General features: G+C 57.5%; 9 protein-coding genes and 1 pseudogene. 7 read left to right on the forward strand and 3 right to left on the reverse strand.

All coding sequences use genetic code 11. The features are described from left to right. Positions 1-10: 10 nt before the first annotated feature. A complete protein-coding gene (locus tag IB277_RS21980; protein WP_192371726.1) occupies positions 11-3,268 on the forward strand; it encodes a GH36-type glycosyl hydrolase domain-containing protein in 3,258 nt (1,085 codons plus the stop codon). Between the two features lie 79 nt (positions 3,269-3,347). Here the strand turns inward: IB277_RS21980 and IB277_RS21985 are convergent, their stop codons facing one another. Next, complete coding sequence (locus IB277_RS21985; protein ID WP_192371727.1) at positions 3,348-3,602, reverse strand: hypothetical protein; 255 nt, start codon at positions 3,600-3,602, stop codon at positions 3,348-3,350. A 2,744-nt stretch (positions 3,603-6,346) separates the two neighbouring features. Here IB277_RS21985 and IB277_RS21990 point away from each other — a divergent pair. The 4 genes and pseudogenes from IB277_RS21990 (at position 6,347) to IB277_RS22005 (ending at position 11,777) form a co-directional block, all read left to right on the forward strand. Next, positions 6,347-7,413 (forward strand): annotated as a pseudogene (locus IB277_RS21990) (GSU2403 family nucleotidyltransferase fold protein). A 777-nt stretch (positions 7,414-8,190) separates the two neighbouring features. After that, on the forward strand, positions 8,191-8,679 hold the full coding sequence (locus IB277_RS21995) for a PTS sugar transporter subunit IIA (protein ID WP_060581525.1): 489 nt from the start codon (positions 8,191-8,193) through the stop codon (positions 8,677-8,679). A gap of 339 nt (positions 8,680-9,018) precedes the next feature. After that, positions 9,019-10,797 (forward strand): cation:proton antiporter, encoded by a 1,779-nt coding sequence (locus IB277_RS22000; protein ID WP_060581524.1) that lies wholly within the window; start codon positions 9,019-9,021, stop codon positions 10,795-10,797. 674 nt (positions 10,798-11,471) lie between these two features. Next, positions 11,472-11,777, forward strand: coding sequence for a DUF1236 domain-containing protein (locus IB277_RS22005; RefSeq protein WP_060581522.1), 306 nt, complete (start codon positions 11,472-11,474; stop codon positions 11,775-11,777). Positions 11,778-11,888: 111 nt separating this feature from the next. Here IB277_RS22005 and IB277_RS22010 read toward each other — a convergent pair whose 3' ends face one another. Beyond that, on the reverse strand, positions 11,889-12,617 hold the full coding sequence (locus IB277_RS22010; protein ID WP_192371728.1) for a DUF899 domain-containing protein: 729 nt from the start codon (positions 12,615-12,617) through the stop codon (positions 11,889-11,891). Between the two features lie 474 nt (positions 12,618-13,091). Here IB277_RS22010 and IB277_RS38955 point away from each other — a divergent pair, with 474 nt between their 5' ends. Then, positions 13,092-13,277: a DUF982 domain-containing protein gene (locus IB277_RS38955; protein ID WP_371813655.1), complete on the forward strand. Its 186-nt coding sequence runs from the start codon at positions 13,092-13,094 to the stop codon at positions 13,275-13,277. Positions 13,278-13,498: 221 nt separating this feature from the next. After that, the gene (locus IB277_RS22020; protein ID WP_246812786.1) at positions 13,499-14,479 is read left to right on the forward strand and encodes an adenylate/guanylate cyclase domain-containing protein; all 981 of its coding nucleotides are present in this window, start codon (positions 13,499-13,501) and stop codon (positions 14,477-14,479) included. A gap of 192 nt (positions 14,480-14,671) precedes the next feature. Here the strand turns inward: IB277_RS22020 and IB277_RS22025 are convergent, their stop codons facing one another. Then, positions 14,672-15,217, reverse strand: coding sequence for a YidB family protein (locus IB277_RS22025; RefSeq protein ID WP_060581515.1), 546 nt, complete (start codon positions 15,215-15,217; stop codon positions 14,672-14,674). Positions 15,218-15,507 lie beyond the last annotated feature (290 nt).

The raw sequence follows: 15,507 nt of genomic DNA on the forward strand, positions 1-15,507 counted from the left end.
GTTGCTAATCATGCCCTCTGAAACGCACCGCATGTTCGAGATCCCTCGTCGTGACGGGCTTGGTCTTGCGAGTGTGTCCAACGGAACTGGCCTTTCCATCTCGCTCCTGCCGAACGGCACGCTGTTTGCGATCGAATACAGCGATGATATGGGCGCGATCATGATCAATCAGGTCCTGGGATCTCCGGTCTACGGCGGAATTAGTAGGCTCTATCTCAGGTTCGGTGGCTCGCAAGCCGGTGTTTTCGAAATTGTCGGGCCGCGCGCAAAGGTTTCGTTCAGCCAGGGCAAAAGCGCCTTTTTCTGGAAGGGGCAATCGGGGGATATTCGACACACAGTTTGCCTTTATCTGCACCCGACTGACACGACATGGTTCTGGCAGGTGACACTGGAGAATCTCACTCAGCATCCCGTGGGATCGGACCTGATCCTCGTGCAGGATGTCGGTATCGGAGATCCAGGCTTCCTGATGGGAAGCGAAGCCTATGCCTCTCACTATATCGACCATACGATCGCGTTTCACCCTGCGTTCGGGCCGGTGGTGATGAACCGCCAAAACCTTAAGCAACCAGGCGGGCGCAATCCATGGCTAGCCCAGGGGTGTGTCACGGGAGCCGCAGCTTACGCGACAGATGCGGTGCAACTGGCATTTCCGAGACGGAGTTGCCAAAGCGCACTGGTTCCGGGCTTTGGGGAAAGTCTCCCCGCATTCCGTCAACAGCATGAATTGGCATGTCCGACTATCCAATCCACACCATTTTCCGTTGGTCCGTTAGGGATACAAACGACAACGTTTTTCGGTCTGTTCGTGCCGGATCACCCGGAGCCGTCGAGGGACGAGGACCTATCAAGGCTCGGCGGGATCCATCAAACTATGGCCGGTCCTGCGCCGGATGGGACGTCCGCTGCGGCCGTCTCGCGCAGCCTGCTTCAGGACGCAACCGAAGCGACCGCTTTGGTGCTCGACGATGTGGCAGTCGCCGCGCTCTATCCGGTGCGGCAGCTGGAGGAGCGCGCCGATGGCCAGCTTCTCTCCTTCTTCGTGCCGGACGGCTTGCACAACCGTCATATTGTGCTGCAAAACAAGGAACGTCTGTCTGTCAGGCGCCATGGCGCGATCGTGCGCAGCGGCCAGAATATGCTGCCGGACGACAACACTCTGGCTTCAACGTGCTGGATGCAAGGTGTCTTTGCCGCCCAGCTGACGATCGGAAATACCTCCTTTCACAAACTGTTTTCTGTATCACGGGACCCCTACAACTTCACAGTTGCAAGTGGTCTGCGTATCCTTGTCGAGGACGGTGCCGGCTGGCAGCTTCTGGCTATTCCGTCGGTTTTTGAGATGGGATTGAGTGACTGCCGGTGGATCTACAGCCTTTCAGATCGCACGGTCACTATCACGGCAGCCGCCTCCGGAACGGAACCGGCGATGCAGTGGGAAATAATAAGCGACGGTGCTCCCTGCCGTTTTCTCGTCTATGGACACCTCACGCTAGGTGAACGCGAGTATGATAACAGAGGGTGCGTCGATCTCAACTTCGCGCGCAGGCGTATAACATTCCGTCCGGATGCCACGGGACCTTGGGGAAAGGCATATCCGGCTGCCGCCTATCATCTGGTCACGTCAACGCCTGATCTCATCGAGGCAATCGGGGGGGACGAACTTCTCTATACCGACCACGTCGCGCGAGGTGGGCCATTTATCGTCATCAAGGTCTCTGAGACATATAGATTCCGCTTTGCCGTGACTGGATCGATGGCTGACCCTGGCCAGGGCGACGAACTCGCTGAACGCTATGAGGCCGGTGTCGATTTGGTGGACATGCTTTCCCCCGCCACGGTGTTCTGGGACCAAGTGACCCGCGGCCTGGTGATACACGGAGAGGCTCCCGACCTTGTCGCCCACGCCACGTTCCTTCCCTGGCTCGCTCATGATGCCATCGTTCATACGAGCGTTCCGCACGGGCTCGAGCAATTTACGGGTGCCGCCTGGGGCACGCGCGATGTCTGTCAGGGGCCGGTGGAACTTCTTCTTGCATTTGAACACGACGACGAGGTTCGAGAGATCCTGAGGATCCTATTTGGCGAGCAGTTTCGGGACCGGGGTGACTGGCCACAGTGGTTTATGCTCGAGCCGTATTCGCTCATCCGAGCCGGGGAAAGCCACGGCGACATCGTCGTGTGGCCCTTGAAAGCGCTTTGCGATTACATCGAGGCGACGGGTGACATTGCCGTTCTAGACCTTGCAGTTCCGTGGAGGGTCGACGAAACCTTTTTGCAAACCGACGAAACCGTGACGATATCCAATCATGTAAGAAAGCTCCTGGAAACGGTACAAGAACGTTTCATCCCCGGCACAAGCCTGATCCGCTACGGCGAAGGGGACTGGAACGATTCCCTGCAGCCCGCTGATCCGAATCTTCGCGACTGGATGGTGAGCAGCTGGACCGTCGCACTTCTGTACGAGCAGCTTATGCGGTACAGCGTCGTTCTTGAGCGAACCGGACGCGCAGAGGAATCCGTCGAATTACGGGCATCCGCCGCTGCCATGCGCCGGGATTTCAACGATCTGCTGATCCGCGATAACGTCGTAGCCGGTTACGGCATCTTCGAGCCCGGTGGAGAAGTCGAGTTACTGCTCCATCCATCTGATAGGCGTACAGGTCTCAAATACTCATTGATCTCGATGACACAGTCGATCCTTGGCGGCCTGTTTACGCACGATCAGAGCGAACGGCATCTGGCAGTGATTGAGGAGAGCCTTCTGTTTCCCGACGGTGCCCGGCTTATGGAAAAGCCCGTGCGCTATTCAGGGGGCCCAGAGAGGCTGTTTCGCCGCGCTGAATCATCTGCATTCTTCGGCCGCGAGATCGGTCTGATGTATACGCATGCCCATCTTCGCTATTGCGAGGCGCTCGCGTTGCATGGCGATGCCGAGGGCCTGTGGAACGGGCTTGCACTCGCCAACCCGATATCGCTTGCCGACCGCCTGCCACAGGCAGCGCTGCGCCAGCGAAACACTTACTTCAGTAGCAGTGATCCCGGTTTTAACGACAGATACGAAGCTGCTTCCAACTGGGGCGGCCTTCGGTCCGGTCGCATTTCCGTTGAAGGAGGATGGCGAATCTATTCAAGCGGCGCAGGCATTTTCACGAAGATTCTGGTTGAGAAGGGCCTTGGCTTCAAGCGAGAGTTTGGCCAGCGTGTCCGCAAGCCGTTGCTGCCGAAGGGAACGGCACCTCTTGCGAGCTTCGTCCCCATTAGATGACCCTGGCGACGACGTACAGAGCTGGTATCCGACGGGAATCGGCGCCCATCCGAGTACAGTCTGTGCATTTTGCGTCGGACTACCAGCTCTCCTCATGCAACCGGTCGAGCACGGCGACGACCTCAGCCTGCAAATCCAGACAGAGCTGCTGAAAATCATGGATTCGCTCCTCCCGTTGGGGCGCCTCTTGCTGAAGAACATCGAGTGTCTTTGCCGCCAACGCATACTTTTCGAAGAGGTCGTACAATCCATGATCTTTGACCGATCGCAATCGTTCGCGATGACGGGGCAGCGCCATTGCCAAGCGCGCGCGTCCAAGATGCACCAAACCCATATCGCCTCCAGGTTACTCGTTTGCGGGTCTACGAACACCCGATACTTCAACCCGCTCAGGATGAGTCGTGGAGAACTCCGATTGTCGCGCATGCCGCTTTGTGAACCAGAGAGCGCACTCCAGGAGGCAAGCCTCGTCGGTGTGGCCGAAACGGAACTCGTCGATCAGGAATCTTGCCAATTGATTGCCTCGATCAGAAAGTTTGGGAATTCCTGCTAAAAAGCAGGTCCGTTCAAATATTCGATGCAGCATTTCTACGTCTTTAGGGCCGAGAGTGCAGTCCAGATCATCCGAATGAAAATGCATTGGGACCTCCCGTGAAGGGCGGCACCAGCGTTCGCGGTAGGCGAGTGCTTGCACGCAAAGATGGGCCGCAAACATCACTTTGGACCAGAAAACGCCCGTAGGGCTTGCCTGGTTCCACCGGGGAAATACCCATTTCGAGCTACTCGGGCACTGATGAAGGGGGTCTGCAGCGGGGTCGGGGAAGGGCGGTCGAGGAGATAAACGGCACACGAAATTATGGCGCCAGGGCGAGGGCGACCAACCAACTGCCAAGGCGATTAAAGCCAGACGCGTGCCTGCCTAAACCGTTCCCGCCCGGTACTGTCCCAATCGTAGGTCAGTTGAACGGGCGAAACTTAATCACATCGGCGGAGCATGCACTTCCATTGGGTGAATTGTGGTCCCGCGCTCCATCTGTAGCCTTGGAAGCGTGCGCTCCGCCAGTCCAGACGACCCTGGCGGCGTGCACCAGCTTGCTTGGCCTCTGCCGATCCCGGCAGAGGCTTTTTTCTACCCGTTGCTTCGGCACGATGTCTGCCGGACGGGCCTGGCGAAACTAGTGCCGGGTCTCGAAGAGATCGAGTAGGCAGCGCTCTCTGGCTTGGCGGAGCTGAGGGCGATATCTTAGCAGCGCCATCCCAAGACGGGCTCGCCCCAAGTGCATCAGTCTCATGGCTGCTTCCCTGTTTCGGCGAAAACTACTCAGACGGTGCCCCAGGTGCCGGAAGGACGATGGCGAGGGATTGTTGAGGTTCCGTCGAGATCGCGCTGCCCACGAAGAGGTACCCGCCGATGACGAGCATCGCCAAGAGCATCACTCCGATAGGAAACGCTGTAGAGAATTTTCGCGGTGGCTCGCCGTAGCGGTATTGCTCGTGCATAGTCCATTCCTCCGGTCTGCAACGACACCAGAGCGACCGAAGGGACGGACAGTCTCCCTGGTGTCTTTCTCGGCCTACGCTAAGTAGTTGGCCATAGGCTGAGGCCAAAAATAGCGTATCACGGCCAGTCCTCCACGGGACTAGGACCTTTGCCCCGGGGTCATGGGACTGAAGTCCCATGGTGGAACCTTTGGCGCTTTCCTACTTTCCAATGTGCTGCTTCGATCCGCCGCTGGGTGATCGAAAGCGCCTCTGGGCCCCACCTACATTCAACTCCGCAAATGGGGCCCCTAGAGCGCGGCTTGGCACCGGACCAATCACTGCAGCGTCAGTTTTTTACCTCACGGCCTCAGAGATGGGGCTGTCTTTTTGCCAATTGCTGACGCACGCACAAATCGACCAAAAAAAGCCCTGTCCGTCGGTAGATCCAATAGGCGGGTTGCAAGCGGCTTCACTCCACGGCGCGGGTCCTGCTCAACGCAGGGCCGCAAAATTCGGCGCCTTTGTCCGCCCACCGCCCGGTATATTGTGGATCTCGGGTCCTCCGTTGGTATCGGATGGAAGGCTATGACGAGATCCGCTGTGCCCGAACAGCGCAAAAGTGGTCACTAGATTTCGCGATACGGGAAAAATGAAGGCCCCGTCGTGGGAATGGCCGCGAACGTGACTAGGGATTACAAAAGAAATGGCCCCGTCGGGCACAACGAGGCCAGAGGCACTTATCGAGAGAGGACTTCACTCCCGCAGGACGGTGAAGGTGTCACCCTGATGGGCTCAGGGCCTCACGAAGCCAGAAACGTTGAGACTTCGTATCGGTTCCATAATACACTGAAAAATGACATTGCGGCGCGCTGGCTCGAGGAAGTCAGTTCGGGCACCTCGTGGGCCAAAGCCATCACAGGTTCGGGCACGACCCCAGTCGATCAATTCTGTTGATCCGGAGGAGGCGATTGTAACAAGGCGCATGTGTCATTCGAAAAGAAATGGCCCCGTCGGGGGACGAGGCCAGGAGCTACATCGGACTTCACTCCGGGGATTGGTGAAGCCGGCCATGTGATCCCAAGGGGACATTTGAGATCAGGACAAGCAAGGAAACGCACCTGGGCTGAAATAGTTCCTGTCGGCAGGAGCGAACGCAAAAAGAATGGCCCCGAAAGACGACGACGGGGCCAAGTGAGCGTGTATCTGGCAGGCTCCACACGCCTTCGTGTCGGAGCCCGGTCGATCATCCGGCGTCGTGGATCATCGGCAAATCCAAAAACGGCTACCGATGAGGAAAGTTCCCTAAGCGTCCGATCTAAGCCGCACGGGGTCGGTGTGCTTCTCCAGCCACATGGCACTCTCGAACAATGCAGCCTCGTCGCGTATCCCGCTGCGAAACTGATCCGCAATGTGACGCGCTAATCGTTCGGAGCGCTTTCCGTAGCGGGGAAAGCTGCACCAAATACGCATCCGACCTTCGCTGTACTAAATACGCAAATTTAGTACAGCTGCGCTTTTTATCTCCCTTTACGAAGCGAGCGCTGTACTAAAAAATCCGACTTAGTACAGCGAGGCAACATGTAGCAGATCGATCTCATGTATCGCACAATGACCGCCGAACTTGGTCAACGACTGCTCGATGCTTCCTTTTCGGCCGACTTCCCGGTGGAAGGCCGCTTCGTCGGGGTCAACAATAAGGGCCGGAAATACTGGTATTTCGACCAGCCGCCGGAAGGGGACGGGTATCGCCAACAGCGCCGATATGTCGGACCGGCCGACAATCCTGAGATCAACAGACGGGTCGAGGACTTCAAGGCGATCAAAGACGATACGAAAGCTCGCCGCAAATTCGTCTCGACGCTCGTTCGTGAGGCTGGTTTGCCGGAACCGGATCGCTTTACGGGCGATGTCGTCGAGCTCTCGCCAATGCTGGAATATTCCGCTTGCGGGCCCGCCTCGTCGGATCGGTCGCCTTCTCGATTTATGCGGGACATCTTGGCGTCCGTCTGCCTGCTGTGTCATTCCAGACGGGAGATGCCGACTTCGCCCAGGACTATGCGATCTCGGCCGAAGTAGGGGACAGCTTTCCACCTATTCTCGAAATTCTGAAGGGCCTCGATCCGACATTCCGGCCGGTCATGCATCGCTCGGGGTCACCGCGTGTGACCGGCTTCATCAATCGCACCGGCTACAAGGTCGAGTTCTTGACCGAAAATAGGGGATCAGATGACCACATGGATAAACCGGCCGACATGCCCGCCCTTGGTGGAGTCTCGGCCGAGCCGCTGAGATTCCTGGACTTTCTGATCTATGAGCCCATCAGAGCCGTCATGCTGCACAAGTCAGGCATCAGCGTGATCGTACCAGCTCCGGAGCGCTACGCGATCCACAAGCTGATCGTGGCCAGCCGCCACATTGTTGACACGCTTGGTTCCGCGAAACGAGACAAGGACTTGAGGCAGGCCGTTCTCCTGTTCGAAGCACTCGATATCGCCAATCGGCTCAACGAGCTGTCGGACGCACTGGGCGAGGCATGGGACAGGGGAGAGGCCTGGCGCTCCGCGATCAAGAACGGGTTCGGCTACATGAGCCGCGCTGATCGGACGAAGACGGAAGCGTTGTTCAAAGAACTCGTCGTCGATCCATTCAAGGAAGACAGATAGGGCGGCTATTTCACTAGCTCACTTCTGACACGTACTCGCGTTCTAGCCGGGCGAGGTTTCGGCCTAAATCGTCTCCACTACAATCCGCTCCAATCAGGTTTCCGAACTCCGCCAGGAGCGGATAGCCGGTCGGGCAGGTTTTCTCGCTGCCAGAATCTACATGGCGGCTAAAAAGATGATGATGCCGGCGACGAACAAGCTAAGGCCGCCCCAATTTCTGATTGGCCCGAGAAACCGAAGCCCCTGGCGCCTTTGGGCTCCAATGTCGGTCTTGAGCGGGCGGATCGGTGAAAGTCACTGAGAGGACGGGTCCGCAGAGCCTTCCAGGTGAGCGACAGCACCCCAAGGACGACACAAGCAGCAGCAACAAGAACGAGCATGGACATTGTAGTCTCCTAGCGCGCTTAGCGATGGTAAGTCGCGCGTTATCGTCGACCGCAAGCGCAAGAGTGGCCGACCACGCGCCTCCGCCATGCTCAATCCGGCAACATTAAAGAAGTTCCGCGGATGCGCGCCTCCTCGAAAGCACCTGGTTCTACGCCGTTCGCCGACTCAAAGGGGTAACATATTCAACGTCCCCTTCTGCTGCGCCAGGCAGGGGATCGTCGCATTCGAACGACTCTGTCTTGATGACGTTTGTCTTCGTTCCGAACGATCATCGCACGTTTGCTGCGACGTTACTTGAAATCAGAGGCGCACGGCACCAGTTCAATTTTAGGCCATAGGGAGTGAAACCAGCGCAGTCTTTGCCGGCCAGAGAGAAGCGGGGAGGAGAAGATGAATGATGAAAAATTTGGCTTTGAAGATGATCTGTTGCTCGGCGTGCCGGCAGGGGACGGGCGGGCGGTTCTGCAGACCATTTCGTTCCACCTAGCGCTGCGCACTCGCATTTCAGCCGGTATCATTCTAGAGGGTTTGCTCGACCGGGAGGCTCTTGGTTCGACGGGTTTCGGGGATAGCTTTGCCTTACCGCACGCGTTTATTCCCGGTTTGGTAAATCCGGCTAAAGTGCTTGTCACCCTGCGAGAACCGATCGAGTTCAACGCACCCGACGACGAGCCAGTCGATATCTTTCTCGCGGTGATATGGCCTCACGGGCAGCATGAAGGTTTCTTGCAGTACCTCTCCAAGCTTTGTCGCGTCTTTCGCTCAAAAAAACTGTTAGCAATCCTGCGAGGGGTACGATCTGAAACGGAGGCCTTAATTGTGCTTTCGGCAGCCGGTTGCAAAACAGCTCCAAGTCCACAAAGCTCCCTCACAGCCTGATATGGACCGCTCCTGCGGTAGGTGGATGCCCAAAATCGCGAATTGGCTCGTTGCTTCTTGCCGAGCCTTGGCTGGCTTGGCGTGCGAAACAAGCTTGTTCTCCCGTTTCCACCGTCGCTAGCCGCCTAGGCGTTGGCCTTCGGTGCGGTTGGGAGGCAAACGTACGTGCTAACGTCACGTAACCCGTTCGTTTGGGCACGAAACTGTCGCAGCGCCATCCTCTGATACCACACTCGGGACATTCCTCTGAAAATGAGAGTAGGATCCTTCAGTGGAGGAAAGAGATGCCAGTCGGCTTGTACGAGCCCATCGCTCTGAGCCAAGGGGTGTGAGCTATCGATGACGCCAGGACTAGAAAACTACAAAGAGCTTCTGCTTTTTCTGACGACGGCCGGCGTCATTGTACCACTGTTTGGGCGATTGAAACTGAGTCCGGTTTTCGGTTTTCTCGCAGCCGGCATCCTGCTTGGTCCCTTCGGTCTGGGAGCACTCGTAGGGGATTGGCCGTGGCTCTCTGCAATCTCTATCACTGACGCCGGACAGATCGCACATCTTGCGGAGTTCGGCGTGGCGTTCCTGCTTTTTATGATCGCGCTCGAGCTGTCGTGGAGCCGTCTTCTGCTCATGCGCAAACTCGTCTTCGGATTGGGCGGCTTGCAGATTCTCACCTCGACAGCCGTCCTCGCGGCGATTGCGGGCTTACTGGGCCAGACACCGGCGTCAGCGGTGGTGCTGGGCAGTGCGCTCGCCATGTCGTCGACGGCGATCATTATACCGTCGCTTGTTGAGCGCAGACTGCTGAACACGACGGTTGGACGGGCCAGTTTCGCCGTACTGCTCTTCCAGGATCTCGCGGTAGCGCCTCTTCTGTTCATGGTGACGATTTTGGGCACACGTGGGGGGACGGGGCTCGGCGCTGGCCTGTTGTATGCTCTGGCGCCAGCCGTCGCAGCGCTTTTCGCGATGGCCGGCCTGGGTCGCCTCATTCTGCGACCTTTGTTCAAGCTGGTCGCAACGACAAAGAGCAATGAATTGTTCGTCGCTGCATGCCTGTTGGTCGTAATCGGCTCTGGTCTAATCACAGCCCTCAGTGGTCAGTCGATGGCGCTCGGCGCCTTCGTTGCTGGTCTCTTGCTCGCTGAAACCGAGTATCGTCGACAGGTCGAGGTTACCATCCAACCGTTCCAGGGGCTTTTGCTTGGGCTTTTCTTCGTCTCCGTGGGAGCTCGCCTGGATCTATCCGAGATTATTGCCAACCCGGTCGTTACCCTTGGCGTCGCTGTCGGCCTTTTTGCCACAAAAGCTCTCACCCTCTTTCCCATCGCGCGCCTATCAGGACTAACGACCCGCAATGCCGGCGAGGTCGCGCTTGTATTGGGACCTGGCGGCGAGTTCGCATTGATCCTTATCGGTGCTGCTGTGGCAGGCAATGTGGTTCCTGGTGCCGTTGCCGCGACTGCCACAGTAGCGGCAACCTTAACGATGATCGGCGTTCCCTTGCTGGTGCGCCTGCTGGACCGCAACCGGGCACCTACCGGTGCGTCCGATCCTTCGTTTGCGGGGTTAACGCCTGAGCCTCACGACGGCTTAGAGCGTGTGATCGTGGTTGGATACGGACGTGTCGGGCAACTGGTCGCCGAGATGCTCACGCGACACGGATTGAGGTTCCTGGCGGTCGACGCCGATCCAGTGCTTGTCGGTAAGGAGCGAGGGCGCGGCACTACGATCTATTATGGCGATGCCACCCGAACCGAGTTGCTTCGACGCTGCGGAATCCAGAGCGCACGCGCGCTTGTTGTGACCTTGGATAATGCCGAGGCTGTGGCGTCTATCGTCTCCTCTGCGAGATCCGAGCGGGCTGATCTCACGATTGTCGCGCGCGCACGCGATGCGGTGCACGCGACTGAGTTATACGAGCTCAAAGTGACGGATGCGGTTCCAGAAACCATCGAAGCCAGCCTTCAGTTGTCGCAGGCGGTTCTCGTTGGCATCGGCATTCCGATGGGGCCAGTGATAGCGTCCATTCATGAACGGCGGGATGAGTTTCGCAGGATGCTACAGCCAGAGGACAGTTCTGGCAGGGAACGGCATGCGATCCGGCCACCAAAATCGACGTGAGACAAAATCACTCCGGAACACGAGCGAACCGTTCGGAGGCATGCCGCAGCGCCTTCAGTTGACGCCTTCACTAGTCCCTAGGATGTGAAGCCCATAAATGCCCGTGGCCTCGTCATCCCCGACGGGGCCATTCCTTTTTGTGATCTCACCGCTTTTCGAAAACGGCCTACGGGCTTGTGCGCAGCCTGCGGAAAAACGGTTTGCAGGCTACCGAGACGAAACGTAGGGCGCCTCAAAGGAAGGAAAGCAGCATGGGACAGATGCGGTTAGGTCGAGCAGGTTGGCCATGGCGCTGCCGCGCCACCGAATCCAACTTCGAGAAACCAGAGACCAGCAGCTGTTTGATCTGTCTGAGGTCTATGCTCTGGCTTCCTCGCACTTGCAAAACCTCTTTCCGTGAGGTGCCCCGCCGGGAAGGGCTGATAGCTGAGCATCATCAGATCTGTCTCGATCTGCAGGCGAAGGTCGTCGCCCTGCTCAATTTGCTCAATGAGCGTCTGTCTTCGTTCTACCGGTCGAACCGAGCAGTTCTCAGACTATGGTCTGCCCCTCGCCAGACTAAGGTCGAACTTCCCGCGACTGAAGTCTGACAACCGGAACGGTAACGCCCCAGCAGCGTTTGGACGGGGTCCCCACATTTTTAGAGCAGGGTACACAACTGATTGGAGAAAAACATGAAAAATCTTGTTCGTTCCGCTGTCGCGGGTCTTTTCCTCGTCAGCACTTCCGGCTTTGCATTCGCTCAGACGGTCATCGTTACCCCAGAGCAGGAAGTAGTGGTTCGCGAATACGTGAAGAAGAAGCCGATCGCTTCCATCAACCTTCCGGGCGTGGAACTCAATGTGGGCACCGCAATCCCCGAGAAGGTGGAACTGCACACCATTGATGCGCCGGATATTACGTACCGGTATGTCGTCGTGGATAACCGTACGGTGCTGGTAGATCCAGGTACCCGCAAGATCGTCCGAGTCATCGACTGAATTTCATCGCGTCCCTTCCTTTCGGGGAAGGGACGCGCGTGGGGTGTCGCACATTTACCTAACCGTCGCCGAGCCCTCGTCATTCACACTCTTCTTTGGCGACTAAAGCCATCAGGGTTTGCTTGCCAGGTAGTGATCGTGAAGCCGCCACCATTTGTACGGATCTCCCTGCGGCCGGCCGATTGGTACGTCCTGCCAGGTTTCCTGTCGGCCAAGTGGCGTGAGGTCCAGGAACGTAAAGATCGGACCGATCGCTTCCACGCCGCGGCCGTTCATGAAGTAGCTGCGATAGGCGCGATCTCCATCTCGGACAAAGACGTTGATGCCGAACATTTCTTTGACATCGAAATCCCGAGAGAATCGATCGTCCGGCAACGTCACCCAAGGCGTCGACCAACCCATCCGCGTCTTATAGGCGGCGATCTTCTCCTGAGGCGCGGCTGATGCGAAAACAAGGGAGGTGTCGCGCGCGGCCAAGTGCTCGGGATGAGTGACGCTGTCTGCAAACATGGAGCAGCCCGAGCACGCGCCGTCCGGCCAATTCTCTACGTCGGGAGCATAGAAAAAGCGGTAGATGATAAGTTGGCGCCTGCCCGCGAAAAGGCCGAGCAGGTTCGTTTCTCCGTCGGCTGTCAAAAACCTGTAGTCAGTAGCTACTTCCATCATCGGCAGCCGCCGCCGCTCCGCCGCCAACACGTCGTTTTGTTTCATCAACGCCTTCTCTTTGGCGAGAAGCGCATTTCGGGCATTCTCCCACTCTTCTTTCGCTACGACTTTGGGCCACTCAATATGTTTGGCAAGCGATGAAGGTGCGGGAATTCCTGGTGGTTCGTTGGCCATATAAGACCTCCTTTGGGCGTTCGCCTCTTCAACCTTCGTCCACGCGCATGGTTCCATAGCTCCTGAACCGGATCGCACGCCGAAGATCCGGTGGCAGCGGTGACAAGGTCCTGGCGCATGGTAAGGCCGCGTGAAAATGCAGGGTCGTGTCGCTTCATGATCCCCATCAACCCTTTCCGAACGGGCGCCCATGGGAAGAAACTCATTCGTAAAGAGCAGTACGGGAGCATCCCATCGACAACGGGAAGAAGGCGGATCGGCGATAAGAAGGGGCCGGATCCGCGCCCTAGCTGGTTGGATGAGACTGGGAACACATTCCTTTTCTTCCAGTTTGAGGATGTTCGAGAAGGAGAACGCCATGGCAGAGGATCGGTGGGAACGCGAGGAACGCTACGGACGCGATCTAGAGAAGGCAAAACAAACGGCGCCCTGGAACGAAAGCGTCGTGATCAGCCTGCCATCGCGGATCACGAGATGTTGGTTGGATCAGCCAGTGAAGCGTCAACGGTTTTGCGAGATAATTGGTCTGGATCTAGGTCAGGTCCAGCATATCAGGCTGCTTTGAGCACCTGTCTCGAAGCCATGAATGGTCACTTGCCTGGTTACATGGCCCGATTGGCCTTTGAAGAAGCTGCCCGTGAAGCAGGAGTCCTGCGCTGAGGCTTGTAGGACGTCAACTTTGAAGCCTTTCACGTGTGGCCGATGCCTTGGTGCGGGGACATACCGTGTGGGAACCGTTGCGGCATCCAGCCTCAAGACTGATCTCGTTCGAGCAAAATTCGGCCCTTGTCGATACGCCCGAGGACGAGCTCAACCGTTCCCGGAAGGAACAAAGCTGCGTGCTCATCGGTTGATCATCGACTGCACATCGAAACAAGGCGTTGGATTGGATCGTTCACATGGAGGCGCCACCAAGAAAGCTTGCAGCGATCCTGGCTGCCGATATCGAAGGTTACTCCCGGTTGATGAACGCCGACGAAGAGCAGACACTGGCGACCCTGACATCGCATCGTACTATCGTCGACGGACTTATCGAAAGTGCTCATGGTGAGATCTTCGGGACCGCGGGGGACAGCGTGTTGGCGGAATTCCCATCAATCGTTCATGCCTTCAATTGTGCCGTCGCCATCCAGCAAGCCATGTGGCGTGCCAACCGGCCGCTTGCCGACAAACACAAGATGAACTTTCGCATCGGGATCAATGTGGGCGACGTTCTGGTGAAAGACGGTGATATCTTCGGGGATGGGGTCAACATCGCCGCCCGGCTTGAAGGCCTCGCCGATGCCGGCGGCATCTGTGTGACGCGAGGAGTACGAGATCATCTGCGTGATCGCGTCGATACCACCTTTGAGGATTTGGGCGAGCATCAGGTCAAAAACATTGCGCGCCCGCTTCGGGTGTTCCGTGTTCTGTTTGACCCGCAGTCCGAACCAAGCCCCAACGTAAAGCTAACGTCCGTCGAACACCCGAAGCGATCCTCCTCGGTCGCACAGATCTTGCCGGAAGACCAGGACAAAGATGAAGCGCGCCGGGTTGAAGTGGCTTTTTGGGAGTCAGTCCAGGAGAGCGATGACCCGGCCGAGTATCTCCTTTATCTGAAGCGATACCCTGCGGGCGAGTTCGCCGAACTCGCAGCCGCGCGCGTTGCTCAAGGCGGGTCTGGGGTGGGCGAACCCGGTATCGAGGTTTCATTTTGGGAAACGGTGCGAGACACCGGTAGCGCCGAGATGATTGAAGCGTATTTGTCAAAATATCCGACGGGCCAGTTCGTCGATCTCGCCAAGATCTTGTTGGCAGAAATTCACGCCAAATCAACCACGCAACGATCCTCGCAAAAACTGCGTCAACACCAAATTGATTGAAAAGCAGATGGGCTAGAGGCGGCAGCGTCCAGAACCCATTGGGGGGTGAGCCAAGAATACGAAGCGATTGTCGAGGTGCGCGTGTGCCTTGTGGTCCTGTGCAACGCCTCCGTCGAGAAAGCCAAAGACTTGCCTTCCCAATTGGGCGCGCTGAAGGGCCGCCTTCCGACGGCCTCTTCAGCGTTCTTGCGACTATATGATTTGGGTTTTGGGTGGCGGAGTGGTCTGCCCTTCGAAAGGGTCGTTCTCTTGAGGCAGGACGCCGTTGGGGGTCAGATCGTCAACCGCCTTTGGCAGATCTCGGCTGAGGCGGCTCAAAATCTCCTCAGGAGAAAGACCCGTCCGCGCCGAAAGATCCTCCAGGACTTCCGGCCCGAGCGCTTCCGATAACTGTCTGTCATCAATTTCGCTGTTTGGACCGGTCTGCACCCAGGATTTCGCGGTCTCCCCGTGCCCGTTGTGCTCGAACTGCTTGAGGAGATCGCCAAGACCGCCCGTCAACACACCCCCGGCCGATGAACCGCCGAGCAAGCCGCCAAGTCCGCCGAGACCACCGGAGCCTCCAGTCAGACCGCCAAGCAGGTCACCCAAACCTCCTCCGGCCTCCTGCTGACCGGTTGGTCCTTGGTCTTGTCGGTTCTGGGTCAGACCTTTCAGAAGCTCGCCGATCTTCTCCCTATTCTGGTATCCTGCCACCGCAAGGACACTTAGCAGGGCTTTAAGTGCAGTGCTTGCCATGTGCTTCTCCTCTTCTGTCATATATGCCCGTTCAGACATCTGCTGATTTACGACGGAGGTCGCGACGCTGTTAATGCGAGGTAGGTGGCCTGATCATCGTCGAAGTTGTGGCGGATGGATCGCCAATGGCGCGGACCGAGGCTGGCTTGGTCATGGCTTTTCCCTTGGGTTACGAAGGAGCATCCGTAGACGCTTAAACTCCACGCGGCATCTCTTGTTCCGTTCAGCAGATGTTCCATGCCCGACACCGCTGCGTATCAACCTTACTGACGAGGGAACGTGGATTGGGG

Origin of the sequence: Ensifer sp. ENS07, from assembly GCF_014852185.1 — a bacterium.
Taxonomy (GTDB): Bacteria; Pseudomonadota; Alphaproteobacteria; order Rhizobiales; family Rhizobiaceae; genus Ensifer; species Ensifer adhaerens.